The organism is Methylobacterium nodulans ORS 2060 (genome assembly GCF_000022085.1).
Lineage (GTDB): Bacteria > Pseudomonadota > Alphaproteobacteria > Rhizobiales > Beijerinckiaceae > Methylobacterium > Methylobacterium nodulans.
Genome location: NC_011894.1, coordinates 2,076,718 through 2,101,397, shown reverse-complemented (window position 1 = coordinate 2,101,397; position 24,680 = coordinate 2,076,718). Strand labels below are relative to the sequence as shown.

The window sequence follows — 24,680 nt, the reverse complement described above, 5'->3', positions numbered from 1 at the left end:
GTCAGGCGCCCGCGAGGATCACGCGGCGGGCACGTCGAGCACGACGAAGGGCGAGACGGCGTAGCCGTTCTCCTCCTTGATCGGCTCGGTGAGCCAGGGCGCGCCGTCGACGTTCCAGAAGACCTTGATCACGGTCTTGTTGCGGGTGAAGTGCACGTGCTCCGACGCCGCGACGTAGGGGCCGGAGCCGTCCTTGATCAGGTACGAGGACCAGTCCGCCAGCACGACGTCGCCGAGCGTGCCGAGCAGCGGCGCCCGGTTGTTCCAGATCAGCGGGTAGCCGAGCAGGGTGCCGGGAATGCCGTCCTGCGCGTTCGGCTGCCAGATGAGGCGGCCCTGGTCGTCCTTGAGCAGCATGATCTGCGGCAAGACGGCCTGCGGCGCGCTCCACACGGGGTTGCTGCCGCGCATCAGCAGCCGCGAGAGCATGGTGACGAGGTCGACGTAGGTGACCTTGGTCGCCTGCGCCCGCGGCACCTTGTAGGCCGCCGGCGCATGGATCGCGCCGAGCGGCCGGCCGACGCCATTGCCGCGCAGGAAGGCGTAGTCCTCCGCCGCCGAGACCGCGCCGCGCAGCTGGGTGCGCAGCAGGGTATCGGAGGTCTGCCAGTTGCGCAGCAGCTTGTCGCCGATCGTGATCGTGCCGGCGACCTCGTGCGGCGTCAGCATGATCTCGCGCAGCTTGAGGTCGGTCTCGGGCTTCTCCCCGCCCTCCTCGATCCAGGTCACCTTCACGCCGCCGAACATCCCCTGCGGGGCGTCGCCAGTCTGATCGAGGGCCGGGATCACCACCGGGGCATCCGGCGGCGAGCCGGCGGGCAGCACGTTCGCGCGCGACCGCACGATCGAGTCCTGCGGGCGCACCGACATCAGCTCGGTGCGGAACTGCGGCGGAATCGCGAAGCCGCCGGAGGGCCCGTCGTCCATCCGCATCTCGGCGCTCAGGGCACCTTCTGCTTCCGAGGCGCCGATGCCCTCGTGGAAGTCGAGGCGCTGGTCGTTCGGCCGGAAGCGCACGGCGTGCATGAACTCGCCCAGGCTCTCGAACTGCGTCGAGGCCTCGCCGTGCCGCCGGACCGGCTGAGGACCGGCGCGGCGGGACACCGCCGGGCGCGTCTCCTCCAACGCGGCCTCATGCCCGGCCTGCTCCTCCAGGCGCGCGATGCGCCGATCAAGAGCATCCTTGTCGGCCTTCAGGCCATCGTAGCTCTCCGCCTCCTCGGCCGTGAGGTCGCGGTCCTCGGCCTCGGCGGCCTGAAGGATCTCGCGCATGCGCGCGACGATCCCGGCCCGCTTTTCCTGGAGGGCGCGAAGCGGCGCCTCGAGGGCGGCCATGGCCGGGGCGGCAAGCACAGCGGTGGGAAGGCCGTGCAGGTACGGAGCGAAGGCGGCGGGGTCGCCATGGATGCCGCAGACGACGAGGACGCCGAGGCACACGAACGCGGCTGCTGCGAGCAGAACCGCCGGTCGGTTCGATTTCATGACGCGATTCCTCTCGCGGTGATGACCGGACGAACGGGGAGACCCCATCCAGGCCGGTCCCTGGCGGGGCGACTGCTCGCGCGAGGCGCGGGTCAGATCAGGAAAGGTCGAGCGCTCGCAGGGCACGCCGCGGCGCGACGCCGGCCCGGCGAGCGGCCGGAGCGGGCCGGTACTGGCTCGCTCCGAGGCGTTGCAGCGTCTCGTCGAGGGTGCCGAGGCGGTCCGCCATGCCCTCCGCCACGGCGGGCGCGGCATCCACCATGTCGCCCTGGCCGAAGCCGTCGCGCACCGCCGACAGGCTGACGTTGCGGTTGCGGGCCACGGCCCGCACGAACATGTCGTAGGCGGCCTCCACCCGGGCCTGGCGGCGGGCCAGCGCCGCGTCATCGAGCGGGCCGGCCACGCCATCGGCCTTGAACCGGCCGGCGCTGATGATGGTGCGCTTCACCCCCAGCTTCTCGCGGGCGCCGGACAGGTCGTCGTGAATGCCGAAGACGCCGATGGACCCGACCGCGCCGGTCGGCGTCACCACCACCTCGTCGGCGGCGGAGGCGATCCAGTAGGCCGCCGAGGCCGCCGTGGCGTCGACATGCGCCACGATCGGCTTCGTGCCGCGGGCCGCGAAGATCATGCTCGACAGTTCGTCCGAACCGCTGACGGCGCCGCCAGGGCTGTCCACATCCAGCACGATCGCCTTCACCTCGGGATCGCGCAGCGCCCCCTGGAAGGCGTGCCGGAACGCCTCGGCGGACGTGCCGCCCGAGATGTCGCCCATCAGGTTCATGCGGTTGGCGATGACCCCGCGCAGCGGCAGCACCGCCACCGCGCCCTCGCGGCGCGCCACCTCCTTCGCCTGCGCGTTCGAGATGCGGGCCTGCACCTCCTCCGCCGAGAACTTCACCCCGTCCGCCTGCGCCTCCAGGAAGGCGACGATCTCCTGCAGCTTCGCCTCGCGCAGGGCCCAGCGCTCTTCCGTGACCGCCATCAGAATGTGACCGTACTTCATGCGGCGCGCTCCAAAGCGTCGAGACGGGCAGCGATGACGTCGAGCTCGTCCACGCGCCCCTCCACGGCGGCCAGCCGCGCCTCCTGGGTCGGATCGGGAGGCACGGCACCGCCCTGGGGCACGCCGACGGTGTCGATCGCGTTCTTGAGGGTGTGCATGTTGACCGGCACGAAGTGGTGATCGCCTTCGGGGCCGAGCGGGTCCATGTCCTCCAGCGTCAGGATATCATTGGGCGAGAGGCCGCCCACGCCGAACAGAAGCTGGTAGAACCGGGCCCGGCTCATCATGTCGCCGCGCAGGAGCGCGTTCATGTTGAACTTGACGAAGTATCCCTGCTTTCGCTCCTCTTCCGTGAAGAGCTTCCAGTTCATCTCCTGCTCCCAGGCATTCACCCAGGGCTCGACGGTCTGACGGACGAAGCCGATCATCAGCTGCTCGATGCCGGAGCCCCACGACGTCGTCTTCTCGTGGCTCTGCAGCAGGATCAGCGGCACATCGTACATCCGCGCGATTTCCGCGATCTGCATCTCGCGGGTGCCGAGGAACTGCGCATCCTCGGGCGGGATCGTCGTCTGGATGTACTTCATGCCCTCCTCGAGCACCTTGACCCGGTGCGCGTTGTCGAGGCCGCCCTGGCGCTCCAGCATCGCGCCGGGGTCGGTGCGCCCCGGCTCGACCCGCGGAGCGTTCGGGTCGCGCTGCCCGCGCGGTCCCTGCGCCCTCAGGTTCGCCTGTGCGCCGGCCGAGAGCCGGCCGGGATGCAGGAGGAAGCCGCCGCTCTTGGCATCGTTGGCGAAGAACTTGCCGCCGAACTGCTCAAGGGCCTGCGCGAGCCCCAAGGCCTCGCGGGCCAGTGCCACCGGCGAATGCCCCACATAGCCGTCCTGGCTGAGGTCCATGATGTGCAGGACGTCCTCGTGGTCGAGGCGGAAGGTCTGCCCGTCGATGGTGGTCCGGTAGACCAGCACGCCGTCCTCGCGCACCGGCTGCGTGGCCCAGGGCAGGAGCGGCCAGAGACCGACCGCCTGCCCGCGGCCGTTGCGCTCGATCTCCATGTAGCCGTTGCCCCACAGGAGAGCATGAGCCTGCGCCGTCTTGCGCAGGGTGCGCGACGACATGAAGTCGTTGGGCCGCAGGCCGAGCCGGCGCGACAGGGGATGGTCCGTCACCTCCTCGCTGCCCCCGCCGGCGCGGGGCTTCATGATCTTGATCGGGAAGCGGGCCAGCGGGTTCGAGATGCGGTTGACGCAGGCGTAGACCACCGGCAGCCGCAGGGCCGAGTGCTCGGTCACGACCGTGCCAGCGGCGGTGCGCCCGCCACCGATGGCGCGGATGAGCCAGCCGCCGTCCGAGACGGAGGCTGACGGGCCGAAGCGGGGCGCGGCCGCAGCGCCGAAGAGCGAGGCGAGCAGCCCCATCAGAGCCTCGCCAGGGCAATCGCCGTGGCCACGAGCGCGAGGCCGGCGACGATGAGCGCGGTGGGCACGTGGATCAGCGCGACGCCCGCCACGACGAGGCCGATGCCGGCCAGAGCCGATGCCTCGGGCAGGCCGAACAGCCTGGCACGTGGCGCCGGGAGATCGTGAGGCTCTTCCATCAGATCGCGTCGATCTCGATTTCCAGGATGCCGCGGGTCTCGTAGACGGACGGGCCGCTGTCCGGCAGGTCGGCCGACGCTGCCCCGACCGCCATCGCGATCGTCACGAGGCCGTCGATGCGGCCCCGGCTCCGCTTCTTGTCGAAGGCCCGGTTGCCCTGGCCGTCCGCATCGACGTGGGCGTTGGCGGCGCAGGCGTAGGTGACGGGGGAGGCGTCGATCGCGATGCCGCCGGTCAGGATCAGGTCCTCCAGGCGTTCGATCGAGCGCGGCATGCACAGCGCCCGGTCCTCGAACACGATGCGCTTGCCCTGGCCGTGCGCGACGAGCTTCAACCCCTCGCCTTCGGGCTCGCCCGGCCCCTGGTAGCGCCACACCGGAAGCCCGATCTCCTCGCAGGCGGCCTCGAAATCCGCCATCCCGGCCGGGTCGAAGGCCAGGAACTGCACGTCGTGCTCGGCGACGAGGCGGGCCACCTCGGCGGCCACGAAGGTCTTGTCGATCACCGCGCCCGGAACGGCGACCAAGCCCGTCTCCTCAGGCCTCTCCGCCCACTGGTCATAGGGCGCCTGATCGGCCCGGGCCCGGTCCGCAATCCCTTCCCGCGTGGTCCAGTACCAGGTCTTGGCAAAGTGGTGCCCGTCTCCCCCGACCCACACCGCCGTGAGGGCCGTGAGGTCGTTCTTCTTGGACAGGTCCAGCGCCAGCCAGCACGGCTGCCCACGCAGCGCCTGCGCATCGACCTTGCCCTGAACCGCGACCCAGGCCTCCTCAGCGATCCAGAACGCGGTGGCGCCGATCGGGATGCCGAAGTAGAGCCGCTTCACCGACAGCGCCGTCGAGAGCAACTGCTTGGCCGTGTTCACCTCGCCCCGGATGTTCTCGATCGGGAAGGTGATGCCCAGCGCCGGCAGCGCCTTCGGCCAGCAGGATTCGTCCTCGAACACGCTCTCGCGGTCGGCCTTGTCGACCCGGGCGATGAAGGCGAACGCCTCGTCATCCTGGATCTCGCCCCGCGCTACCTTCTGGTAGAACTCCGAGTAATCCGTGCCAACGATCTGCGTCGTGGCCGGCGTGTTGGTGCCGAGCAGCATCAGCGCGTCGCCCGGCATCTTCGCCACCGCCCGCCGCCACGTCTCGATGGCCGCGTTGGCCTTGAACTCGTGGATCTCGTCGGCCAGCACGGCGGTGGGCCGCGGGCCAGACACCGCCTCGCCGTTGGCCAGCGCCCGGAACTTCGAGCCGGTCTCGATGTGCTCGATCTTCCAGGCATTGTCGCCCTCGCCGCGGATCACGACCTCGCCGCGCTGCTCCAGCGTGTCACTGTCGTCCTCGGCTCCGGGGATCGGCGCCCGGCACATCGCCACCGCGTCCCCGAACAGCACGTTGGCGGTGGCCCGGTCCTGCCCGATCGCGTAGACCTCGGACCGCGGAATGCCGGCCCAGCCCATCAGGTAGAGCCCAACCGCGGCCATCAGCGGCGACTTCGCCTGGCCCTTGCCGGTCTCCAGCCAGCCGGCACGGAAGCGCATCCGACCGCTGTCCTTGCGCCAGCCGAACAGCGAGCCGATCACGAAGGTGTGCCAGGGCAGCGGCACGAACGGCTCGCCGGCCTTGGCGCCCGCCGTGATGGTCAGGACGGCCGGCAGGAAGCCGAGCGCCCGGGCTGCGATCTCCGGCCGCCAGTGCAACCCACGCCGGGCTCCATCGCGCCGGTCGCGCAGGTGCCGCTCGGCGGCATGGCGCACCAGCTCGCCGGCCACGATCCGCCCGGCGACGACGTCTTCCGCCCAGGCGGTCGTGGGATCACTTCGCGACGGGCCTGAGATAGGCATCGGCCGCTCGCGCCGCCTTGGTCTTGCGCTCCACCTTCGTTACCGCGCCGCGGCGCCGCGGCGACAGCCCGAGCTCGGCTTCCAGCGCCGCAGCGTCGGAGGCCAGCTCGCGCATCGCGGTGTGATGCGGGCTCAACCGGGCGATGGCCTTGGCGTTGCCCCGCCGTGGCCGGGACACCGATCCGCTCTCGGCGACTTGGCGCAGCGACCGATCGTAGAGCACCCGGGCGCAGACCAGCCGCTGGATCGCGTGGCCGTTCACGGGCGCCAGCAGGTTGCGCTCGCGCAGCTCCGTCGTGATCACGCGCCAGTGCTCCCGTGCTGCTGCGAGGTCGAGTTCGTCGGAGAACAAGGACGACCAATCGGGCTCCGCAACGATTGTCCCGGTGCCGCTCACCACATCCATCTCGGCCAACTTTTTTGTCTGAAACTGCTTCCAGTGCGAACGGAGGGGGGCGTCGGGTGCAGGATCCGGAGGTCCTAGACTTTCGACCCTCCCCTCCCCCAAGGTCAGGTGGGCCGATTCCACGGATGACGCGGGTCGCGCGGCCGCCCATCGAGGGTCACGCCCGTCACGTAACCGCGGCGCTCCTGCGCCTGCTTTGTGCCGTCGTGGCAGGGCTTGCAGAGGGACTGCAGCTCACCCTCCCAGAACAGATGCTCGTCGCCCCGGTGCGGCACCACGTGGTCGCAGACCGTCGCTGCGACCGGCCTCTCATCCGTCGAGCACATCGCACAAAGCGGATGATCCCGAAGCTGCGCCTGGGCGATGCGGCGCCAGCGCGCTGTCCAGTACCAGTGCCGCCAGGGTTGGTCGGTGGTGCGGCGCGCATCATGGAAACTGACACGAGCCCGATCCGCAGCGGTCTTGTTCATCGCGCCCTCCTGCGCCTCCGCCAGCGTCGGGCCGGCGAGCCAGGTCAGGCCGATTGGGACGCCTATCCCCATTAGGAGGCTTCGAACTGCTTCAGGTGCAGATAGATCGGATCGAACCCCGCTATGGCGGTCAGCCCCTCCCAGTCGTTCACCGTCAGCCGTCCACCGCGCAGCGTGACCAGCCCTGCACTCCTGAGTTCCTGCAGCGTGCGGTTGACGTGAACGGTCGTGAGCCCGAGCGCGTCCGCAAGCTCGGTCTGGGTCATCGGCAGATCGCACGCATGATCCTGGGCAAGCCCGACTGCCTCCAAGCGCGTGACCAACTCGCAGAAGAGGTGAGCCATCCGGGTATAGGCGTGGCGCCGACCGATGTTGACAATCCACTCGCGGAGGAGGGCCGCGTCGATCAGCGTCAGGCGCCAGAACGCGTCCGCGAGCCTGGGATGGGTGCGGAAGAGCGCCCGAACCGCCTCGTGCTGGACGAGTCCGATCCGGCATGGGGAGACCGTGGCGATGCCGTTGTCGAGCACCTTCAGGTGCAGGCTCTGGAGATCGGGCATGTCACCGGGGACGTGGTAGGCCATGATCTGGCGCATGCCTGCCGGCGTCGATTTGTAGAGGCAGGCGAAGCCCTTCAGAAGGGTGAAGCACTGAGAAGGCCGGTCATGCTCGCGCACGATGTCCTGCCGCGGTCCGAAATCCGCCACCTGCATCGGCAGAGCAAAGAGTGCCGCCTTCTCGTCCGCAGACAGGGTGAAGAGGGCAATGCTCTCCACCTTGCGCACGAACGGATGGGTGTCGGGCTGGAAGGAGGCGGCCATGACGCTCCTCTTGGCTAACTTGCAGGGGAGAGTACGCAATCTCCCGGCCAGCAGCATCCAGGACCGATGTGATGATGCGCGACGATGGCACGGTGGTAGTGGGGCCGCAGTGGCGCAGATCTGAGACTGCTATGCACCCGTTGCAAGTCTGTGGCGTGGGTGCGAAGCGTCAGATTTGGGCCATGTGGCGCACGAGATGGCGCCCCGGACCGCACCGAACCCAGTGCCGACTCCACGATGGTTTGCGGGACTGGTCCCAGCCGTGACGTCCGGCCCTGCTTTCGGCCGCGCTGAGGTCGAGGCTCCCGCTGGAGGCCGACGCGCGCCGAGGGGCGATAGATCGGTGCGTGTGGGACTCGACACCAGCTCGACTGCGCAACGAGAGGTGGCATTTTTTGGTATTAGACTAAGGTAGTACTTGTCGTGTTGCACTGCACAAAATACGGGTCGTTAGTATAACTGCAACTGATTCGGTCGATCCGATGGGCACGGAAGCGTATTTGCAGTCTGTAACCGTGAACACCGGAACCGGTGGCGAGCACGGAACACTTGTCTTTATCGGCGGTCAGCTTGTTGCTGTTCTGACACAAATCAACGAAGCCCGAGATACTGAACAAGAGCTTCAAGGCAAGTGGTTTCTTGAGGCTGGCTTTGGCCCCTGCAAAGACTGGAATAACGGCTCAATCTTCGCCTCCAAAGACAAGGCAGTTGAGTGGGTGCGTGAGCAGGTCCTGATGGATGGACCCGTTGCGAACTGAGGCGCCTTAAAGATCGTAGCTAGAGCGCCCTTCCAAGCGATAGCTGTGCGGTTCGCTTGGATTGAGGGCGAATAGTATCGCTCCCACCCCTTTACGAACCGGCCACGACAGGAAGCACACGCCGACGAGGGTCACTGCTGGCCAACCGCTCGGAGCGCTTCGCCAGTTCGCCGTCCGGATCGGGCTTCGTGCGCACGGGGCCGGAGGAGGCCCAGCAGACGGAGATGGTATCCGCAGGCTCGGACGCTCCACTCTCGCGACGTGATCAGTAGAAATCAGGACGCATTCACCCTGTCGCGGCGCACGGGGCTTCCGGGCCAGGGCCACACCGGAGATGCACGCGAGAACCGCGGATCACGCACAGCGTGGGCGTCCGCCGGAAGAGGTAGCACGCTACCGTCATCCAAGCAATGGGGCGGGCCAGCCACCTTGATGGAATGGATATAGATGTGGCCGCTCTGACCACTGAATGAACGCGCAATAAGGCGCCCCAACCGTGTAGGAACGCCGGCTGAGTGAACCCTTCAGGGCCGGTCCACGTTCCTGGCCTCACCGTCGGGTGGGCAGTGCTTAACGAGAAAGGGTCTGGAGGCATGTCCAGACCCTTCCCGTGTTTGCTGTGGCTACGGTTGCCTGGAGCCTGTCAGGCTACCGCCACCTTTGCGCCGGCGGGGACGTCCGCATCGGCCTGGGCGCCGGTGACGACGCGCTTGCGCCAGGGCTTCAGCAGCGCGATGGCGAGGATGGAAGCCAGGATGTTGGCTCCGGCCGCCGCGAGGAACACGCCGTCCCAGTTGGCTGTGCTCTGCTGCAGGTAATTGGCGAAGGGCACCAGCAGCGCCGCGGTCCCCTTGGCCGTATAGAGCAGCCCGGCATTCGTCGCCGCGAACTTGGAGCCGAACGTGTCGGTGCAGGTTGACGGGAACAGCGAGTAGATCTCGCCCCAGGCAAAGAACACAAAGCCCGACAGGAGGACAAACCACAGCGGATCATGCCCCCAGAGGTACAGCATGTAGATGCCAAACCCCTCCATCGCAAAGGCGATGAACATCGTGTTCTCGCGCCCAATCTTGTCCGAGACCCAGCCAAAGAAGGGCCGGGTCAGCCCGTTGAGCACACGGTCAATCGTCGCCGCGAAGGTGATGGCCACCATGGTGACGCCGAGGATCGTCACCGGCACCTTGTCGACGTGGATATCGGCCGCGATCGGCTTCAGGTTCGCGGTGATCATCAGGCCGCCGGCGCCGACGATGACGAACATGAAGTACATCAGCCAGAAGATCGGCTGGCGCACCACCTCGCTGGGCGTGTAGTTGCGCCGCGACTGAATGTTGGCGGTGCTCGTCACCTCCGGGATTTGGCCCTTGCGCGGCGCCGCCAGGAAGAAGGCCAGTGCGGCGACAATCACGCCTTGGCCGATGCCGAAATTGAGGAAGGCAGCTTGGAAGCCCTGGTCGGCAATCATCCACTGGATGGGCGCCACCGTGAGGGCCGAACCGGCACCGAAGCCCGCAGCGGTGATGCCGGCGGCCAGACCACGCTTGTCCGGGAACCACTTGAGGGCATTACCCACGCAGGTGCCATAGACCGCGCCCGCTCCCAGGCCCGCGATGACCTGACCGACGTAGAACAGGTTGAGGCTTGAGGCATAGGCGTTGATTACCCAGCCGACGCCGCAGAGCACGCCCCCGAACAGGACCACGATCTTCGGGCCGTACTTGTCAACGAACCAGCCCTCGACGGGCACAAGCCAGGTCTCGAACAGGACAAAGAGCGTGAAGGCCCACTGGATCGCGGCGCGATCGAAGCCGAACGTTTTTTGGATTTCCGGGACGAAGAAGGTCCAGCCATACTGCAGGTTGGCGATCATCACCATGCAGATGACGCCGATCGCGAGCTGCATCCAGCGGTAACTATCTGATACTCGCTCGGTTTTTCTCATTGCAGACGCTGGCATTAGCGTTTCCTCGGTTGTTTTTATAGGAACTTGGTAGCCTCCGGAGAGACAAACCTTGCAGGCGTGCGGCAGACCGGGACAGCGCCCAGGCACCCCAGCTTTTGCTGGAGATCGCCGAGATCAGAGCAGCGATAACCGCCTGCTGACCGACGCGCTTTGATCGGGTCAGCGTGGATGAGTGAAGCGTCGCAAGCGGCGCTCGAGCCGAATTTGCGACGGCGCGTAGCCGCGGCTTTCGGCTTGCATATTGTATACCAGGATTGCTGCAATCCTGGCCTGCGTCAAGAGCAGGCCGCAGGTTTTTGCTCATGCCCGCGGCGATGTTCGGCGGAGGCGCTGTCACGCGCCCCTCGGAGCCCGGGTGGCGAATGTCCGGTTCCGGTTATTTTCCGGCTATTTGACCTCCAGGCCGAGTTTTTTCGCAGGTGGTTCTGTCACCCCTACGCAATTACGCGGACTCGGTGAGGTCCACCTCGACGGAACGGCGGATCACCGCGGCCGGAAGTAGAATGCCTCGCCCGGCAGCGAGCCGTAGGTGAAGGGCTCCTGCTTGCGGTTCGTGGCGGCGTAGACCTCGTCGCGCACGCGGCGGAAGAGCATGTTGATCTCGAGCCCCGGCTCCATGATCAGCTTCACGAAGGCGGCCGCGAAGGGGCTGTTGGCGCCGGTGCCGTCCTGCGCAACCTGGCCGTCGCGGGCCGCGAAGGCGATCAGCGTGCCGCCCTCCGGCTCGACCTTGGCAAGCCCCCGCCCGACCGCACGCGTCGCCATCATCCGGCGCATCCGCGGGATGAACGGATTGTCTCGACAGGCATCGAGCACGATGAGGCGCAGCTTGCGCGCCCGCTCGGTGGCGTTGAGGATGCGCTCTACTGTCACCGCCTCATCCTGCACGTCCCGGTCGGTCCTTAAGGTCGCGTCGACTGGGATGATGTAGTTCATCCCCCCGACCTCCAGCCCCCGCGTCCGAGCGCAACAGTCCGGCTGGTCCAGCACCACGTCGGCGGAGCGGCGCAGCATCGCGAAGTCGCCCGCATTTCCACCGAGGTTGATGCCGGCGCCCGACCAAGCGACGCGGACGCCGACCTCGGCCTTGTCCTCGGCGAGCCCGGTCGAGAGGACTGGCACCCCGGCCTGGAGTGCAGCATGCACCGTGTCGTAGCCCCCGCTGGTGAGGAGCGCGTCGAGGCGCGGCATCAGCTCAGCGAAGGGCAGGAAGGTCGCGACCCAGGCGCTGTCCGGCATGGGTCAGCGGATGGATTCTGACCATCGCTTATGGCGCATCTTTGCCCATCACATTGGCGCACTACGGGATGATCAGCTCGCGCCGCTATGAAACTGCCGCTCGGCAGATCTCAGACGCTCCCCTGCATACCAGATCGGCAACGTCGCAGAAGTCCAGGCGCTGCCCTTCGAGAATGCGCGCAGCCGCAGCGGGGAACTGCCCGACCGGCTCCTTGCCCGCATAGAGCACCGCAACGAGTTCGGCGCCGACCTTGTCCGAGAACCGCTGCAGCTGCTCGGGCCCGAACGGCCCCATCACGCGGTAGAAGGGGCGTTCGACCTCACCCTGCTGGCGGGCCCGGACGATGCGGCCCTCATCCTCCAGCTCGAACACGGAGGGCAGCAAGCTTGCCATGATGCGGTCGTGGTAGGCCCAGAGCGCCGCGCGCCCATCCGTGCCGCGATCCACCCCCACGAACAGGTAGCCCGGCACCGCCCGGTGGCGCACCTCCCGAAACCGACCGCGATGCTCGATCACAGCGCTGCTGGCCGGCGCACAGATCGCGAAGCCTGCCGTCTCCAGGCCCTCGCGGATCTTCCGCTCACGGCTACCGTCGATCCGAACGACGTACCAGCGACGGTCCGCGTCGATCACGACCCGCAGCCGATGCAGGCGCACGTGATGCGTCGGGGTGACCTTCGCGTCGAAGATCTTGGTGCGATTCCGGCGGCGATTCCGCTTCCGGGCCATGGTCGCTGCTCTCCACAGTGGGCGACAGGTGGGGGAGGATGGGCGGCGGCCAGTCAGAACCAGCCACTAGCGGGATCAGGCGACGGCTTTCCGGCCGCGAGACCCGACTGCTTGGCGAGATCGCTGCGCTGGGCCGAGTAGGAGGCCGCGACCATCAGAGAGTCCCGCCTGCGCGTCTTCGATTTGGCGGGGCGGCTCATCGGCGCTGCTCACCCGCAACGATGTCGGCCAAGGAGTGGATCAGGTCGCCACAATCCCCGCAGCCGCCCGAGTAGCCCCGCACCCAACGCTCGTCGTCCGGCGCGCGCAGCAGGCCTTCCTCGGCCCCGCGCTGCTTGACCGTGCACATCGCGGCGACGCGCCGAAGCAGCTCGGACGCAACGGCAGGTTCGATGTTGAGCCCCGCCGTCGCCTGTGCGGCAAGGGCAGGCAGGTCATAGCTCATCGCCTTCCTCCGATCCTACCGGCCATGTCGCATGACGCACCATGACGCACTTCCTAACGAGGCAGCATGCGCGGGGGTGTGAGCGCACGTGCGCGTGCGCGCACGCATGCCCCTTCGTTGGAAAGTGCGTCATGGTGCGTCATGCGACATGGCCCTTGGGCACGAAGGCCCGTCCCTTCCAGTCGCGAACTGAGACCCAGCCGAGCCGCTTCAGGGCGGCGCCGATGCGCCTCTGCTCGGCGGTTCCGATCTTCGGGAGATCGAATCCGAGGCAATCCCGGGCAACCTCCGTCACCGAAACCCGGCTTCGACCGATGAGGAAGCCGGTGATCGCCTCTTCCCAGGCATCCGCCTCGAACCGGGCTTCCTGCTCGGGCTGGATGTGCTGCCGCTCGAACTCGTCGTCGGGCCACCAGCGCGTCTTCTCGCGGTAGTGAGCCACCGCCTCGGCGAAGAGCTGGTCGCGGTCCCGCGCCAGGGCATCGGTGTCCACGCACCCGACCTTGACGGGCCAGTAGCGCCGGCCTCCGGTCTCGTCGCGCAGGTACGTCGCCTTGTTCGTGGTGCCGATGAAGACGCACTGGCGCGGCTGGATGATCTCCTTGCGCCCATAGCTCGGCCGGTAGCGCTCCACGGGGCGGCTGATGAACGCCTTCAGGGCAGCGTCCTCCGCCTTGGACATCGCGCTCATCTCGGCGATCTCGATGAGCCATTTCCCGGCAAGGTGCTGGGCGACGTCCTTACCCGTCGTGACATCCGGCAGGTTGTCGGAGAACCACGGGCCGCCGAGGATGGCGCAGGCCGTCGACTTGCGCGCGCCCTGCTCGCCCTCCAGCACCATCATGTAATCGGCCTTGCAGCCGGGCTCGTAGATGCGGGCCACCATGGCGACGAGGAACATCGTGCCGATGCCGGCGGTGTAGGGCGTCGCCTCGGCCCCGAGATAGGTCGAGAGCCATGTGCCGAGCCGCTCCCGCGCGTCCCAGCGCAAGCCGTCCAGGTAGTCGCGGACGGGGTGAAACGAGCGCTCGTGCGCCCGCTGGTCGACGGCCTGATGCGCCGTGTCCTTGCTCATCCGCGGCAGGCCGCAGACCTGCAACCATTCCTGCACCCGGCTGACGTCGTTGTCCGTCGCCGGCCGGATCGGAATCGGGGCCGCAATGCCCCCACCGGGATCCGGTACGCCGCGCGTGAGCACGGTGGCGCACAGCATCTCGTCATAGGCGAAGACCTCGCTCATCTCCGGCGCCAACCGGAGGGCCGTCATGGCGTTCGCGAGGTTCGGCAGCGGGTTGCCGCGGTCATCGAGCAGGCAGGCGCCGAGCCAGTCGCCCCCGGAGGCCGCGAAGGGCCGGCCGGCGGGCTCACCGTCCGGGTCGTCTTCATCGCCCTTGCTGCGGGCTTTCGCCCGGCGTTGGCCGCTCTTCTGTTGCGGCGGAGGTTCGGGGATCTCCCGCGGCTTGGCGGCACCGGCCGTCAACCCGCTCTCGATCGTCGCCATGGCCCGGTCCCGGCCCTTGTCGCGGACCAGGCCGCAGGCAATCGCGGCATCCATCAGCCGGTCCGTCGCCACGGCCGCGTCGAGCACCCCTGCACCCACCAGCGTGCCGAGCTGGAAGGCTGCCCGGTTGAGCCGGTTGTTGCGTCCGCGAACAGGCGTGCTCGCCACGGCGGAGCATTCTGCCTCGAGTGCCGCCTGGACGTAGCGCTCCCTTCGGTCACCGCCGCTCTCGCGCCGCCGCCTGCCGGCGCGGACCTCCGGCTTCGGAGCCGGCTCCGGGTCCGCCGCCTTCCGGGCCTTGCCGCCTTCGACCAGATCGAGCAGCCACATAGCCGCCCTCGCCGCGCACGTTGATCCCCTTGGGCAGGTCGCCTTCCGCGTTGGTGATCGACCGGTCCTCGGGGTAGCGGAACAGGAGATGGCGCCCGCCGCTCGGCGTGACGTGGGTGTGGGTCGCGGGGACGTCGCCATGCTCGGCCGCGAGCCGCCGCCACACGGCGAGGCCGTCTGCATCGCCGGGCTTCTTCACCACATCGGGGTCGAGCGCGAACGTGCCGGCGTCGTGGCCCATGCGCAGGCCGATCATGGCCTTCGGCCACCTCCGCCACAGCCTGCGGATCTGCTCCTCGTCGCGCGTGGCCTTGTAGAACCCGCCCGTCTTCGGGATCGGCTTGCCCTGCTCGTCCTTGTCCCGGGGCACCAGGGGACGTTTGCTGTCCTCCCCGGTCGGGCTCGGATTGCAGGGGAACACCGCGAAGCCGCGCCGCGCCCACGCGAGGGCGTGCTCGACCATCTCGGTGGGATATGTGGCGCTCGCGTTCACGCGGCGGCCCGCCCCTCACGCGCATCGAGGGCGCGGAGCACCGCCGCACTGAAGGCGTCACCGACCGCCCTCGAGTCGAACTCGAACACGGCCGCGTACTGGACCTTGCCGTCGCGCCGGACGAGCTCCTGGTCACGCCCGATCTGGGCCTTGGCCGGCAGGCCGATCCAGCGCTTGCCGTTGCTCTCGTGAACGCTGCAGTCGCGGATGGTGAGCCGCATCGCTGGAATGCGGACCGTGACGAAGCCCTTCAGCGTGTTGCGGTCCATGGGGCGGAACTCCACCACCTCGACCGCGAGCTTGCCTGTCTCGCTCATCACCGCACCCGCATGATGATCTTGATGCGCTCGAAGGCGCGGGGCGGATCGCCGGGAACGCCGTCGTTGAAGGGCTCGAGCCCGTGCCGCTCGCGCATCAGCACGATGCGGCGTCCGATCAGGCTGAGGAGATCGTGGCGGGTGTCGGCGTCCATCTCCTGGATCCACGCCGCGGCCTCGACGCGGGCGATGAGCGCCGGCCCATCGGCGAGGCCCATGCGCCGCATGAAGCGGTCGAGTTCGCGGACCTGTTCGCCGTGCGGCCCATCGAGGAGCGCCTGAAGCTTGGCGCGCTTCCAAGCCCGGTACTGCTTGGACAGCTGCTCGTCCTCGCGCAGCTTTTTCTCGGCCTCCCCGCTTCTGGATCGAGGAACTGCGCGCCTTGGCTCCCTGGCCCCCGGAAGCCGGGCGCGACGGCGCGGCGCGGAATCGGTCTGCAGGCCTACCACGGTCAGAACTCCGTCGCCGGCTCGGGCGCGGGCCCGCGGCGCGGCCCGAACCCAGCCTCGCGCATCGCCTGCACCGCGCCCTCGACGTCCCGCACCACGGCGACCGGGAAGCCGCGCTCGCGCAGGTTCGGGATGAGGCGCCGCTGGGCCGCGCTGAGCGACCCGCCGGCCGCCTTGACCTCGAACAGCAGGACGCGGCCGTCGCGGCCGTAGGCGATCAGATCGGGGTGCCCGGGCTCGACGCCCTCCGCCCGCAGCTCCACCGCCTCGCGCTTGCCGCGCCGGCCGCCGTTCGGCACCGCAGCCACGATGGCATCGAAGCTGCCGCGCAGGCGCGCCACGATGGCGACCTGGATGTGGTGCTCGGGCTGGGCGCGCGAGGCCATCACACCGCCTCCTCGACTAGGGTGGAGGCCTGCAGGATCGCGGCGCCCAGGCGCAGGTTCTCGGCGGTGAGTCGGGCGACCTCGTCCTCCAGGGCGAGGAGATCCCGCTCCTCGCGGGACAGGTGCGCTCGCATGAAGGCGGTGTAGGCTTGGGCGACAACGGCGTGGTCGGCCGGGTCCTCGCTCTCGGCCGCGCACCGCTTGGCGTCGAGCCAAGCGCGGAACAGGCGATCGCGCTCGGCCTTCGCGTCGTCCTTGAGATCAGCCTCGGCGAACCTCGTTGTCGCTGTTGCCGCGCTCATGGCCGAGCGCCCTTGGCCAGCGAGGATCGGCAGATCGAAGCGAGGCGGGCTCGCGCATTCGCGAGATCAGCCTCTGCCGCCGCGATCTCAGGCTCCAGATCAGGTCGGCCAAGGCTGCGAGCAATCGCCAGCGTCGTTTCAAGCTCATGAACTTCACTCCGAGCGACGGCGACGCGAGCCTCGATCAGCCGATCCAGCCACCGGCCCAGGCTCTCGCGAGCGCGATGGCGGGCAGCCCAGAACACGCCGCGCGGGATGCCGTGCCGGCGCTCCAGGTTACCGCGTGCCAGCGGGCGGGACACGCCTGCCGAGACCTCGCGGTCCTCCAGCCACTGGGCAAGATCGCGGGCGAGCACCGCCCCGTTGGTCAACCCTGCTGTCACGTCGGTTCTCCGGTGCAACAGATCTTTGCCACCCACGCAAAGCCTCCTGTGATCGATTGCCCTCGACCACGGCAGAGGGAGACCAAGTGGTGGGTCGTAGAAGCGAGACGAGAGATCAGGTCGGCGACGCCGTGCGCGGCATCTTGGCGGACGTGAGCGCACTGCGGACGCGGACTGGATCGAAGAACAAGAGAAAGGAGCGGGCCCGGCAGCGAAACTGCCGGCATGCAGCCTGGGAAAGGCTGTCTCTTCGGCATCAAACCAAAGCGAGCTTCAATCGATGCCGTTACATGTGACACGTATCGCCCCCAACCTGTGCAACCATGTCGGGAGGATCCCAATAATCTGGGCGCAATTGCCAACGTCCAATCTTGCCAGCCGTCGCTTTTTCAATTGCGATGGCTACGCCTGCGGAAATTTGTCTTTGGCAGTGCAGTAGTTTGGAAACCTGCTGCTGGCTAATCCCAGCAGCTCGCGCAAGCTTTGGCTGAGAGCCAACAATGTCGATGGCCAGAGCGATATGCGGGTGGCGGTGCATATCTGAGCTCTAACCCCAAAAGGAGTTAGGATCAACCCCCAACGGCTGTGGCGTACCCACCCCAGAAGGGGTAGGATGGCGGCATGAGCACAATCGGAAACAACGTCCGCAACGCGCGACTTCGGTTAGGCATGACGCAGGAACAACTTGCGGAGGCCGCGAATGTTAGCCAGACTACCATTGATAAAATCGAGAGAGGTTTAACTAAACGTAGCAAGTATCTGCCTTGGATAGCAATTGCTTTGTCTGTTGATATTAGCGAACTTGATAATTCTTTGCGTTATTCTCCAACTGAGAAGGAAAAAGACGTCGGCGAAGTTGTTTCTCGCCCGCACCTGCTGGCTTTTCGACCCGGCAAAAACGAACAAGGCACCGGAAATGATTCAATACCTGTGTATATAGCCACAGAAGCCGGAAATGGCGGCTTCCTAAAAATTGACTTTAGCAACGTCGATTATGCTCTTCGTCCAAGAAATCTCGATAACAGCCCGTCTGCCTACGGGTTATATATTGCCGGCGGCACAATGCATCCTGAACTATCACCAGGGGATATGGCGTTTTTCGATACTAGGCTTCCGGTTATTGTCGGCTCAACTGTTTTGTTTCAGAGAGATGACGATGTTGTGACGGCATTTTTGGGACGGCTGCAGGGCTTCGATGCCACCTATTGGACCACATACTGCTGGGAGGATCGAAAGTCCGTTGATCTTCCGCGTGAAGAATGGCCTCGCGCCCACCGGATGGCCGCCCGCTACACCCGCCCATAGTTTTACGCCAAAAGGGGTTGTGCTCTGACCCCCTTAGGGGTTATTGCTTCCACATCGCCTCCCACCGAGGCGGTGGAGGCATGCCGTGCTTCTCAACCTGCTACCCTTCATTCCGACCCTGACGGTCGCCGCCCTATGGGGAATCGGCCATCACCTCACCCGCGAATGGGAGGGGTGAGCAATGGGTGTTGCAGCCGCGCATAATACCCCGATCGTCATCCCGCCTCTCGCCTTCCACGACGGGCGCCCGATGGCGGACAGCCGCGACGTTGCCGCTACCTTCAGGCGGAACCACAGGGATGTGCTCCGCGCCTATCGCGAAGCGCATTGCTCCGCCGATTTCCGTCAGCGCAATTTTGCGCCGTTTAAAAGCAAGGATTTAACCGGGGAAAGCACCTCGCACGTCCTGATGACGAAGAACGGGTTCGCCTTCCTCGTGCTCGGCTTCACCGGACCGGAGGCCGGCGCCTTCAAGGAGGCGTACATCGAGCGCTTCGATGCGATGGAAACCGAGCTGCGCGCTCAAGTTCCCGATCTCAGCGATCCGCATGCCTTGCGAGCTCTCCTGTTGGCCCACGCTGAACGCGAGATCGCGCTTGAGGCACGTGCCGAGAAGGCCGAAAACACTCTTGCTGTCGCTGCTCCGAAGGCCGCTGCACTCGACCGCATCGCTGAGACGCGCGGCTCGCTGAACCTGCGCGAGAGTGCCAAGACGCTCCAGGTTCGGCCGTCCGATCTCAACAACCACATGCTGCGGCACGGCTGGCTCTATCGCGCCCCGAAGTCAGGCCGCCTCGTGGCGCGCCAAGACAAGATCAACGCCGGCCTGATGGAACACAAGGCCGTACCGACCGCAGACGGCCGAACCGTGTCCCAGCCTTTCATTACTCCGCGCGGCCTGACGCGCTTCGCGCAAGATCTCCATCCAGATCTGTTTGATGCAGGACGCTGAGCGATGCTTCAGAGCAAGTCCCATTCCGCCGGTAGCACCCGGGAAACTTTCCGGCTCGTAGCTAAGGCCTGCCATACATTTGGAGAGACAGCGGCGCGCGATCCCGCAAGTAATCTCGGGGTAGATTTCGAGAATTACCGCATCTTTATCGATCAGCCCCCTATCATAAATGTAGATGACCAGGGCCTTGACGCAGATGGGCTTGGTTATGTGTACGAACCAACGCTCAGGGCCGTTGAGCAAGACCTGGTTACAAGCCGACTAGTGGTGCTGCGCTACCCGGACGGCCGGCTTGATGAAGCTACCGAGGTGCCGATTACCAAGAAGGACCTCGCTCAGCTTACCGCCAACCCGCCATCCGTCGAGGTGATCGATAATCTCCGCGGCATTGTTTGAAATAACGGTAGATGTATCGCCCCTGCGCAAGTCTCGCCACTAAACCTGAGACAGCTTCGGATATGCCGGCCTTATGGCAAAGGTTAACGGGCAGGTCCCAGGATTAACACTCCGTTTACTAAAGCTGGTTCACATTCCGTTCTCCCCTCCTGCTGGAGGGGTGCTGGCGGCAGGGCTTTGCCACGCCAAGCCTCGCCCTGCCGCCCTCCCGACGCGCCGACTTGCCGGCCGGCGCAGCGTAGCCACGTCGTCTGGAGAAGCCGACATGACCGGAACAGGAGATATCACGAACCGATCTCGGGCGTCCGCAGGCTGGGGCACATCGCACCAGCCTCGCGCAAGCTGCGATGCCGTAACGGCGATGCTTACGGCCGCGCCCAAGGACCACACGATTCCGCACGCGCTTGTGGCCCGCAGGGCGATCATCACCGGCCTCGCGATGGCGCCGATCACTGCTGCAGTCACCGCTGCGGCGCAGACCCGCCACCCCGACCACGACCTGCTTGAAGCCGGGCGCCGCTACGACGCCGCTGTGGAATCGACGAAAGCGACCGGCGCAGCTCTCTCCGAGGCACATGAGGCAATCCACAAGGAAGCCGGGAAGTGCCCACCTATCCTCTTTCTGGACGACGACGAGAAGAGCTGGGTGGCCCGCCCGGAATCGCGGCGCTTTGTGCCTAAGCTGCGCCTCCGGTGGGTGGACAGGGTCGATCCAGACACGGGCAAGGAGACCAGCTTTCAGGCCTGGACGGCATCAGCGCTGAGACAGTGCCTGCCTCATGCGGTGCCGATGTTCGGTCCAGCCGGCACGACACCGCGGCGCATCGCTCGCTGGCGTGCCATCCTCCCGGAGGCGGAGGCCTACGATTCGGCGGTTGCAGCCGCTGAGGCGCGCCATCGGATCGGCGAGATGCGAGAAGCGGACCGCCGCGCGCGGCGCGAGCGGGATGAAGCCGAGCGGGCCATCCTCCGGCAGACCGCTACGACGATCATTGGCCTTGCGGTGATCACGCGGCACGTCCTGTCCCATGATTTCTCGCGCATGCCCCCGAGCTGGACGGCGCTGCTGCTCAGTGCGGCAAAGATCAGCGGTGTCGCCCTCTCGCGTCCCGCGTTCGACGCTGCGCGATGGGTCGAAGAGTTCGAGGGACTTGGTGGCCACGTCTATCGACCGGAAGTGCATGGCACCAGCGGCTTAGGCTGGCCTGTTCGGCATGACGATCCGCCGGAGGTGCGCGAAGCGCTGTCGCGCCTCCATCAGGAGCAAGAGGAGAACCACCTCGCGATCCGCCTCTTCATCGAGAGGGGCGTGACGGCATGACGAGCACCGTCCCGAGCGCCGAGCAGCCCACCCGCTCGGCCGCCTGCTCCCTCCCCTCCTATGCCGAGGCTCATGCCATGATCCATGTCGCTGCCGCGGCCATCGCCGCGCCCTATGCCGACCCGATCTTCGCCGCCATCGCGCACAATCGCGACGGGATGCTGCGACGGCGCGCCATCCTGGCCTGCGCCATCGACGTGCCAGCCGAGCAGGAACGCACCTGCCCGCTGGTCGCTGCGAGCCACGAGGCCTGCTGCGAAAGCTGGAGCCGCTGGCGAGACGGCGTGCTGATAACCCGGCCGACCACGCCCGCCGGTGCGCAGGCGCTCGCCCGCCACGTCCTCGAATGGATGCAGGAGCAGGGCGAGGCCGACGATGATGACCTGCGGGACTACCGGCAGGCCTTCGCCCTGATCGCGGGCACGCCCCCGCTTGGGCCGACCCCGGCTCTGGTGAGGCTGATCGACGAGTGGAGCGCCCTCTCGGCCCGCATCAACGCTGGCGGGCTCAGCGACGAGGAGGTCAATGCGCTCGTTGCCCGCCTGGACGAGCTGCAGCTCGGGATCTACGCCTTCCCGGCAGCGTCGGTGGCCGACCTTGCGGCCAAGACGCCCGTCTTCCGCGACGAGTTGGAGGATGCGATCGGCGGCCTTGATGACGATGCCGCCCCGGAGAGCACGCTTCCGGGCGCCGCATGGCTCGGCCTGTTTCGTGACTTCGCACGTCTGAGCCAGGCCGTTAGCGTAGGCACCTCACTCCAGGCGCACCGCATCGACCCGATCTTCGCGGCGATCGAGCGTCACCGCCTTGCGGACGAGGCGCACCAGGAGGCCGGCGCCACCCTCAGCCGCGCGCAGCAGGCCGTGATCGACGCCGAGCGGGCCAGCCTGCCCGAGATCGTGCAGCAGGCGGCCCGGAGCGTCGAGGCGGCGGCGGAGGCCGTGGAGGACGATGCCGGCCTGGCCGAGCGGCAGGAGTGGACGGATCTGCTCGCCACCGTGCCGACGACCGAGGGCGGCCGGCACGCCCTCCTGGCCTATGCTCTCGACTTCCTGCGTCGATCCGGCGGCGTGGTCGGCGCGGCTGTCGAAGCCGACGCGGCCGAAGTCCTCGTCCGTGCCACGCGCCCGCTGACGCCTCGGGATGCGACGTCCGACCCCGAGCGCGACGCCTGCCTCCTCGCCCGCGCCCTCCCTCTCTGGCGAGCGGGGAACGACACCCACACCATCGCCTGGTTCCTGACCCTCGACGGGCAAGGAATCGTCCGGGAGGACGAGGTCGCGCGGGTGCTCGCCCGTCACCGCGATGCGGCCCGTCCGGCCCTCGCCCAGGGAGGCGCAGCGTGACTGGCCCGATCCCCAGCCCTGAGGCACAGGCCGCGCAGGACGCGACGAAGCGGGCCTTCGACGAAGCTCGCTACCAAGTCGGCAACGCCCTGGTCCTCTTGGCCTATGCCGCCACGGCGCTCGATGGCGCCGAGGGGATGCTCGCAGCCGACGAGCGGCAGCACCAATACCCCTCGCCGGCCGCACAGCACATGATGGCCCGCGTGGCCGAAGCCAGCGGCGCGATTTCCACCATCCTGCGCAGTCTGAAGGAGGACGCCGACCTCGCCGAGGTCGAGCGCCGGATCAGCGACGGCTCCACGCTCCAGCAAATGCTGGCGGCGCTTGAGGCAGAGAAGGACCTGGTCGAGGGGGGAGATGTCGCATGACCGTGCGCGCCTCCCTCCCCGCGCCCACACCCGGTGTTCGCGGCATCACCGTCCTGCTCCTGGGGGACGGCACGGAGATCCACGTCGACGACATTGCGACGGCCGAGCAGGGCCGATCGCTCCTCGACCGTCTCGATCAGGAGATCGCCAGCATCGAGGATCAGATCTCTGCGGCCGTCTTGCGCGGCAGCGCTGATCCGTCCTGGCGGCGTCGGGCGGAGATCGCGCTGAAGCGCAAGCGCCGGATCCGGCCGCGCCTGCAGGAACGCATCGACGAACTTCGGCGCGCCGAGCAGGCGGTGCGCGCCGAGGCGAATCGCGTCGCCGACCGGGCGGCGATCGACGGTCAGCGGCGGGCCGTCATGATCGCCGCCCGCGAGCTGCTCGGCCATGAAATCATGACGGAGATCTGGGCCCGCGCCGCGGAGCTCAGGCCAGCCTGCTTCCGCGAAGGTGTGTCGGAGGACGCGGCATGAGCGGACTGACGCGCTTCGGCACGTTCCCGGCCCCCTACGGCGCGGCCGTTCCGGTCTACCGGGCGCCGACGCCTGACCCGAGTGACCCCGAGGCTTTCGTCTTCGACATGCAGGGCGTGGCCTGCGCCCTGCTCAGCGGTCTGCAGCCCGGACCGGCCGACGTTTTCGCCTACCTGTTCCCCGCCAGCGCTGGCCCCGTCCGACCGAAAGCGGAGAGCGACCCAACCCGATTCGTCGTGACGGAGGTAGGCCTCCGGGCGCTCCGCGACCTCCCTCAGGATGGGCGGCCATGGTTCGGCTGAGTCGCTCAGGCGAGCACGCGCTCCCGCTGCCGCCGGCACGCATGCTCACGCGAGCGCAGGCGGCCGCCTACCTCGGGCTCGGGGCCACAGCGCCCATCCCGGTGGCGCCGAAGCGCCTCCGCCCCGGCAAGCAGGGTCTGCGCTACGACGTCCGCCAGCTTGATGCGTACCTCGATGCTTTGGAGGAAGGGGAGAATCGTGAGAGCGATGAGGAGGTGCTCGCAGGACTCTTCCATGGCAAAGGTGCGCGTCCCCGGCGTTAAGGTCTACGTCTCAAAGGGCATAACCTACGCCTACGACCGGGCATCCGGCGAACGTCTCACACCTCCTCATGAGATCGGCACGCCGGGATGGTGGACTGCTCTGCAAGCGATCCGCGCGAAGGCTAAGCCGAAGGTGAAGGAGGAGCCTGGAACCTGGGGCGCTCTGGTTATCTCCTATCGCTCCAGCCCGCGTTTCTTGAACGACCTCGCCCCGCGGACGCGCGCCGACTATCAGACCGTGCTGGATCACCTCGGGAAGCTTCACGATCGGCCGATCAGCGCCTGGACGCGTGGTTTCGTGGCCGGGCTGCGCGATGAGGCGCAGAAGAAGAAAGGCCGGCGGTTTGCCAACTATGTGCTCAGCGTGGTGTCAGTGGTGTTCGCCCACGGCATCGAACGGGAGATGGCGAGCACCAATCCGGTGAGGGACGTGAAGAAGCTGCGGCGGCCGAAGGGCGCGCCGCGCGCCAATCGTCCGTGGTCACCCGAGGAGTGGGATGCCGTGGTGGCGGCCGCTTCGCCTGAGCTGCGCGCCGCCATCATGTTGGGCGGCGTGCTCGGCTACCGGCAAGGCGAAGCCCTCTCAGCCAAGCGCGACTCCTGGAACCGTGCCGCCGGCACGCTATCGCGGATCTCGGCCAAGAGCGGCAAGCCGGTGAAGGTGCAGGCGCCGGAGATCGTGGCGCAGGCGCTGGCCGCCCTACCCTCGCACTCGGCGACGACGCTCCTCGTGAACAGCCGCGGGCAGCCCTGGAAAGAGGATGGCTTCCGGGGCTCGTTCTTCCGGCTGATCCGCACGCTCGAGGCGGAAGGCAAGATCGCCGACGGCCTAACCTTCCACGGCCTGCGGCACACGGCGGCCACACAGATGCGCCAGCTCGGGTTCGACACGCGCACCATCGCCGACATGCTCGGGCAGGAAACAGAGGGCATGGCAGCCCACTACTCGCGGGAGGCGGACCTGGAGCCGAAGCTCCGGGGCGTGGTCGTGCGGCTCGATCAGGAGAACAGGAAGCGCACAGGCAGTGTCTAACCAGG

General features: G+C 67.4%; 31 protein-coding genes and 2 pseudogenes. 10 read left to right on the top strand and 23 right to left on the bottom strand.

Annotated features, from left to right (window positions below):
- Positions 1-18: 18 nt before the first annotated feature.
- The 8 genes from MNOD_RS09640 to MNOD_RS09605 form a co-directional block, all read right to left on the bottom strand.
- Positions 19-1,482: a phage major capsid protein gene (locus MNOD_RS09640; RefSeq protein WP_244424693.1), complete on the bottom strand. Its 1,464-nt coding sequence runs from the start codon at positions 1,480-1,482 to the stop codon at positions 19-21.
- Positions 1,483-1,579: 97 nt separating this feature from the next.
- Positions 1,580-2,488, bottom strand: coding sequence for a S49 family peptidase (locus MNOD_RS09635; RefSeq protein ID WP_015928673.1), 909 nt, complete (start codon positions 2,486-2,488; stop codon positions 1,580-1,582).
- On the bottom strand, positions 2,485-3,906 hold the full coding sequence (locus MNOD_RS09630; RefSeq protein WP_015928672.1) for a phage portal protein: 1,422 nt from the start codon (positions 3,904-3,906) through the stop codon (positions 2,485-2,487). The genes MNOD_RS09635 and MNOD_RS09630 overlap by 4 nt, the downstream gene beginning before the upstream one ends.
- Positions 3,906-4,085 carry a hypothetical protein gene (locus tag MNOD_RS09625; protein WP_015928671.1) on the bottom strand — a complete coding sequence of 60 codons (180 nt, stop codon included), beginning with the start codon at positions 4,083-4,085 and terminating at the stop codon, positions 3,906-3,908. The genes MNOD_RS09630 and MNOD_RS09625 overlap by 1 nt, the downstream gene beginning before the upstream one ends.
- Entirely contained in the window at positions 4,085-5,920 is a 1,836-nt protein-coding gene (locus MNOD_RS09620; protein ID WP_015928670.1) for a terminase large subunit, read from the bottom strand. Before MNOD_RS09620 ends, MNOD_RS09625 begins: the two co-directional genes overlap by 1 nt.
- Positions 5,892-6,326, bottom strand: coding sequence for a P27 family phage terminase small subunit (locus MNOD_RS09615; RefSeq protein ID WP_015928669.1), 435 nt, complete (start codon positions 6,324-6,326; stop codon positions 5,892-5,894). Before MNOD_RS09615 ends, MNOD_RS09620 begins: the two co-directional genes overlap by 29 nt.
- A 104-nt stretch (positions 6,327-6,430) precedes the next feature.
- The gene (locus tag MNOD_RS09610; RefSeq protein WP_043750772.1) at positions 6,431-6,796 is read right to left on the bottom strand and encodes an HNH endonuclease; all 366 of its coding nucleotides are present in this window, start codon (positions 6,794-6,796) and stop codon (positions 6,431-6,433) included.
- A 71-nt stretch (positions 6,797-6,867) separates the two neighbouring features.
- A complete protein-coding gene (locus MNOD_RS09605; RefSeq protein WP_015928667.1) occupies positions 6,868-7,617 on the bottom strand; it encodes a Crp/Fnr family transcriptional regulator in 750 nt (249 codons plus the stop codon).
- A 482-nt stretch (positions 7,618-8,099) separates the two neighbouring features.
- Between MNOD_RS09605 and MNOD_RS42800 the strand changes: the two genes are divergently transcribed.
- Entirely contained in the window at positions 8,100-8,375 is a 276-nt protein-coding gene (locus tag MNOD_RS42800; protein WP_015928666.1) for a hypothetical protein, read from the top strand.
- A 643-nt stretch (positions 8,376-9,018) separates the two neighbouring features.
- Here the strand turns inward: MNOD_RS42800 and oxlT are convergent.
- The 14 genes and pseudogenes from oxlT to MNOD_RS50560 form a co-directional block, all read right to left on the bottom strand.
- Positions 9,019-10,332, bottom strand: coding sequence for an oxalate/formate MFS antiporter (oxlT, locus tag MNOD_RS09600; RefSeq protein WP_015928665.1), 1,314 nt, complete (start codon positions 10,330-10,332; stop codon positions 9,019-9,021).
- A gap of 489 nt (positions 10,333-10,821) precedes the next feature.
- A pseudogene (locus tag MNOD_RS09595) lies at positions 10,822-11,292 on the bottom strand (caspase family protein); the annotation flags it as partial.
- A 75-nt stretch (positions 11,293-11,367) separates the two neighbouring features.
- Positions 11,368-11,529 (bottom strand): annotated as a pseudogene (locus tag MNOD_RS50565) (glycosyltransferase); the annotation flags it as partial.
- 133 nt (positions 11,530-11,662) lie between these two features.
- On the bottom strand, positions 11,663-12,307 hold the full coding sequence (locus tag MNOD_RS09590) for a transcription termination/antitermination NusG family protein (protein WP_015928664.1): 645 nt from the start codon (positions 12,305-12,307) through the stop codon (positions 11,663-11,665).
- 53 nt (positions 12,308-12,360) lie between these two features.
- Complete coding sequence (locus tag MNOD_RS46255) at positions 12,361-12,507, bottom strand: MucR family transcriptional regulator (RefSeq protein ID WP_015928663.1); 147 nt, start codon at positions 12,505-12,507, stop codon at positions 12,361-12,363.
- The gene (locus tag MNOD_RS09585) at positions 12,504-12,752 is read right to left on the bottom strand and encodes a hypothetical protein (protein WP_015928662.1); all 249 of its coding nucleotides are present in this window, start codon (positions 12,750-12,752) and stop codon (positions 12,504-12,506) included. The genes MNOD_RS46255 and MNOD_RS09585 overlap by 4 nt, the downstream gene beginning before the upstream one ends.
- A 139-nt stretch (positions 12,753-12,891) precedes the next feature.
- On the bottom strand, positions 12,892-14,421 hold the full coding sequence (locus MNOD_RS09580; RefSeq protein WP_015928661.1) for a virulence-associated E family protein: 1,530 nt from the start codon (positions 14,419-14,421) through the stop codon (positions 12,892-12,894).
- Positions 14,422-14,470: 49 nt separating this feature from the next.
- Positions 14,471-15,076: a bifunctional DNA primase/polymerase gene (locus tag MNOD_RS41300; RefSeq protein WP_015928660.1), complete on the bottom strand. Its 606-nt coding sequence runs from the start codon at positions 15,074-15,076 to the stop codon at positions 14,471-14,473.
- Complete coding sequence (locus MNOD_RS09570; protein ID WP_015928659.1) at positions 15,073-15,393, bottom strand: hypothetical protein; 321 nt, start codon at positions 15,391-15,393, stop codon at positions 15,073-15,075. Before MNOD_RS09570 ends, MNOD_RS41300 begins: the two co-directional genes overlap by 4 nt.
- Positions 15,393-15,842 carry a uracil-DNA glycosylase family protein gene (locus MNOD_RS09565; protein ID WP_015928658.1) on the bottom strand — a complete coding sequence of 150 codons (450 nt, stop codon included), beginning with the start codon at positions 15,840-15,842 and terminating at the stop codon, positions 15,393-15,395. Before MNOD_RS09565 ends, MNOD_RS09570 begins: the two co-directional genes overlap by 1 nt.
- Before the next feature lie 2 nt (positions 15,843-15,844).
- Positions 15,845-16,228 carry a VRR-NUC domain-containing protein gene (locus tag MNOD_RS41295; protein WP_015928657.1) on the bottom strand — a complete coding sequence of 128 codons (384 nt, stop codon included), beginning with the start codon at positions 16,226-16,228 and terminating at the stop codon, positions 15,845-15,847.
- The gene (locus MNOD_RS09555; protein ID WP_015928656.1) at positions 16,228-16,530 is read right to left on the bottom strand and encodes a hypothetical protein; all 303 of its coding nucleotides are present in this window, start codon (positions 16,528-16,530) and stop codon (positions 16,228-16,230) included. The genes MNOD_RS41295 and MNOD_RS09555 overlap by 1 nt, the downstream gene beginning before the upstream one ends.
- A complete protein-coding gene (locus MNOD_RS09550) occupies positions 16,527-16,949 on the bottom strand; it encodes a hypothetical protein (protein WP_015928655.1) in 423 nt (140 codons plus the stop codon). Before MNOD_RS09550 ends, MNOD_RS09555 begins: the two co-directional genes overlap by 4 nt.
- Before the next feature lie 250 nt (positions 16,950-17,199).
- Positions 17,200-17,451, bottom strand: a complete 252-nt coding sequence (locus MNOD_RS50560) for a helix-turn-helix domain-containing protein (RefSeq protein WP_015928654.1) — start codon at positions 17,449-17,451, stop codon at positions 17,200-17,202.
- An 83-nt stretch (positions 17,452-17,534) separates the two neighbouring features.
- Between MNOD_RS50560 and MNOD_RS42790 the strand changes: the two genes are divergently transcribed.
- The 8 genes from MNOD_RS42790 to MNOD_RS09510 all read left to right on the top strand — a co-directional run bounded on the left by MNOD_RS42790 (position 17,535) and on the right by MNOD_RS09510 (position 23,379).
- Positions 17,535-18,218: an XRE family transcriptional regulator gene (locus tag MNOD_RS42790; protein WP_015928653.1), complete on the top strand. Its 684-nt coding sequence runs from the start codon at positions 17,535-17,537 to the stop codon at positions 18,216-18,218.
- Between the two features lie 181 nt (positions 18,219-18,399).
- The gene (locus MNOD_RS09540; protein ID WP_015928651.1) at positions 18,400-19,170 is read left to right on the top strand and encodes a phage regulatory protein/antirepressor Ant; all 771 of its coding nucleotides are present in this window, start codon (positions 18,400-18,402) and stop codon (positions 19,168-19,170) included.
- Positions 19,171-19,173: 3 nt separating this feature from the next.
- Positions 19,174-19,566, top strand: coding sequence for a hypothetical protein (locus tag MNOD_RS09535; protein WP_015928650.1), 393 nt, complete (start codon positions 19,174-19,176; stop codon positions 19,564-19,566).
- Between the two features lie 361 nt (positions 19,567-19,927).
- Positions 19,928-20,887, top strand: coding sequence for a hypothetical protein (locus MNOD_RS09530; RefSeq protein ID WP_043748404.1), 960 nt, complete (start codon positions 19,928-19,930; stop codon positions 20,885-20,887).
- A complete protein-coding gene (locus MNOD_RS09525; RefSeq protein ID WP_015928648.1) occupies positions 20,884-22,233 on the top strand; it encodes a hypothetical protein in 1,350 nt (449 codons plus the stop codon). Before MNOD_RS09530 ends, MNOD_RS09525 begins: the two co-directional genes overlap by 4 nt.
- Positions 22,230-22,601 carry a hypothetical protein gene (locus tag MNOD_RS09520; RefSeq protein WP_015928647.1) on the top strand — a complete coding sequence of 124 codons (372 nt, stop codon included), beginning with the start codon at positions 22,230-22,232 and terminating at the stop codon, positions 22,599-22,601. Before MNOD_RS09525 ends, MNOD_RS09520 begins: the two co-directional genes overlap by 4 nt.
- The gene (locus tag MNOD_RS09515) at positions 22,598-23,077 is read left to right on the top strand and encodes a hypothetical protein (RefSeq protein WP_015928646.1); all 480 of its coding nucleotides are present in this window, start codon (positions 22,598-22,600) and stop codon (positions 23,075-23,077) included. The genes MNOD_RS09520 and MNOD_RS09515 overlap by 4 nt, the downstream gene beginning before the upstream one ends.
- On the top strand, positions 23,074-23,379 hold the full coding sequence (locus tag MNOD_RS09510) for a hypothetical protein (RefSeq protein ID WP_015928645.1): 306 nt from the start codon (positions 23,074-23,076) through the stop codon (positions 23,377-23,379). Before MNOD_RS09515 ends, MNOD_RS09510 begins: the two co-directional genes overlap by 4 nt.
- A gap of 5 nt (positions 23,380-23,384) precedes the next feature.
- On the opposite strand, the gene MNOD_RS47955 is transcribed toward MNOD_RS09510, so the two are convergent.
- Positions 23,385-23,615 carry a hypothetical protein gene (locus MNOD_RS47955; protein ID WP_043748401.1) on the bottom strand — a complete coding sequence of 77 codons (231 nt, stop codon included), beginning with the start codon at positions 23,613-23,615 and terminating at the stop codon, positions 23,385-23,387.
- On the opposite strand from MNOD_RS47955, the gene MNOD_RS09500 reads away from it, so the two are divergent.
- Positions 23,614-24,675 carry a tyrosine-type recombinase/integrase gene (locus MNOD_RS09500; protein WP_015928643.1) on the top strand — a complete coding sequence of 354 codons (1,062 nt, stop codon included), beginning with the start codon at positions 23,614-23,616 and terminating at the stop codon, positions 24,673-24,675. The genes MNOD_RS47955 and MNOD_RS09500 overlap by 2 nt on opposite strands.
- Positions 24,676-24,680: the final 5 nt, after the last annotated feature.

Bases quoted from the DNA above. Each gene is read 5' to 3' on its own strand.
- MNOD_RS09530 (WP_043748404.1), top strand. From the start codon at position 19,928: ATGCTTACGGCCGCGCCCAAGGACCACACGATTCCGCACGCGCTTGTG.
- MNOD_RS09515 (WP_015928646.1), top strand. From the start codon at position 22,598: ATGACCGTGCGCGCCTCCCTCCCCGCGCCCACACCCGGTGTTCGCGGC.
- MNOD_RS09625 (WP_015928671.1), bottom strand. From the start codon at position 4,085: ATGGAAGAGCCTCACGATCTCCCGGCGCCACGTGCCAGGCTGTTCGGC.
- MNOD_RS09585 (WP_015928662.1), bottom strand. From the start codon at position 12,752: ATGAGCTATGACCTGCCTGCCCTTGCCGCACAGGCGACGGCGGGGCTC.
- MNOD_RS09610 (WP_043750772.1), bottom strand. From the start codon at position 6,796: ATGAACAAGACCGCTGCGGATCGGGCTCGTGTCAGTTTCCATGATGCG.
- MNOD_RS09615 (WP_015928669.1), bottom strand. From the start codon at position 6,326: ATGGATGTGGTGAGCGGCACCGGGACAATCGTTGCGGAGCCCGATTGG.
- MNOD_RS46255 (WP_015928663.1), bottom strand. From the start codon at position 12,507: ATGAGCCGCCCCGCCAAATCGAAGACGCGCAGGCGGGACTCTCTGATG.
- MNOD_RS09590 (WP_015928664.1), bottom strand. From the start codon at position 12,307: ATGGCCCGGAAGCGGAATCGCCGCCGGAATCGCACCAAGATCTTCGAC.
- MNOD_RS50560 (WP_015928654.1), bottom strand. From the start codon at position 17,451: ATGCACCGCCACCCGCATATCGCTCTGGCCATCGACATTGTTGGCTCT.
- MNOD_RS42800 (WP_015928666.1), top strand. From the start codon at position 8,100: ATGGGCACGGAAGCGTATTTGCAGTCTGTAACCGTGAACACCGGAACC.
- oxlT (WP_015928665.1), bottom strand. From the start codon at position 10,332: ATGCCAGCGTCTGCAATGAGAAAAACCGAGCGAGTATCAGATAGTTAC.
- MNOD_RS09635 (WP_015928673.1), bottom strand. From the start codon at position 2,488: ATGAAGTACGGTCACATTCTGATGGCGGTCACGGAAGAGCGCTGGGCC.
- MNOD_RS09640 (WP_244424693.1), bottom strand. From the start codon at position 1,482: ATGAAATCGAACCGACCGGCGGTTCTGCTCGCAGCAGCCGCGTTCGTG.
- MNOD_RS09555 (WP_015928656.1), bottom strand. From the start codon at position 16,530: ATGAGCGCGGCAACAGCGACAACGAGGTTCGCCGAGGCTGATCTCAAG.
- MNOD_RS47955 (WP_043748401.1), bottom strand. From the start codon at position 23,615: ATGGAAGAGTCCTGCGAGCACCTCCTCATCGCTCTCACGATTCTCCCC.
- MNOD_RS09570 (WP_015928659.1), bottom strand. From the start codon at position 15,393: ATGAGCGAGACAGGCAAGCTCGCGGTCGAGGTGGTGGAGTTCCGCCCC.
- MNOD_RS41295 (WP_015928657.1), bottom strand. From the start codon at position 16,228: ATGGCCTCGCGCGCCCAGCCCGAGCACCACATCCAGGTCGCCATCGTG.
- MNOD_RS09525 (WP_015928648.1), top strand. From the start codon at position 20,884: ATGACGAGCACCGTCCCGAGCGCCGAGCAGCCCACCCGCTCGGCCGCC.
- MNOD_RS42790 (WP_015928653.1), top strand. From the start codon at position 17,535: ATGAGCACAATCGGAAACAACGTCCGCAACGCGCGACTTCGGTTAGGC.
- MNOD_RS09500 (WP_015928643.1), top strand. From the start codon at position 23,614: ATGGCAAAGGTGCGCGTCCCCGGCGTTAAGGTCTACGTCTCAAAGGGC.
- MNOD_RS09630 (WP_015928672.1), bottom strand. From the start codon at position 3,906: ATGGGGCTGCTCGCCTCGCTCTTCGGCGCTGCGGCCGCGCCCCGCTTC.
- MNOD_RS09510 (WP_015928645.1), top strand. From the start codon at position 23,074: ATGAGCGGACTGACGCGCTTCGGCACGTTCCCGGCCCCCTACGGCGCG.
- MNOD_RS09540 (WP_015928651.1), top strand. From the start codon at position 18,400: ATGGGTGTTGCAGCCGCGCATAATACCCCGATCGTCATCCCGCCTCTC.
- MNOD_RS09605 (WP_015928667.1), bottom strand. From the start codon at position 7,617: ATGGCCGCCTCCTTCCAGCCCGACACCCATCCGTTCGTGCGCAAGGTG.
- MNOD_RS09535 (WP_015928650.1), top strand. From the start codon at position 19,174: ATGCTTCAGAGCAAGTCCCATTCCGCCGGTAGCACCCGGGAAACTTTC.
- MNOD_RS09620 (WP_015928670.1), bottom strand. From the start codon at position 5,920: ATGCCTATCTCAGGCCCGTCGCGAAGTGATCCCACGACCGCCTGGGCG.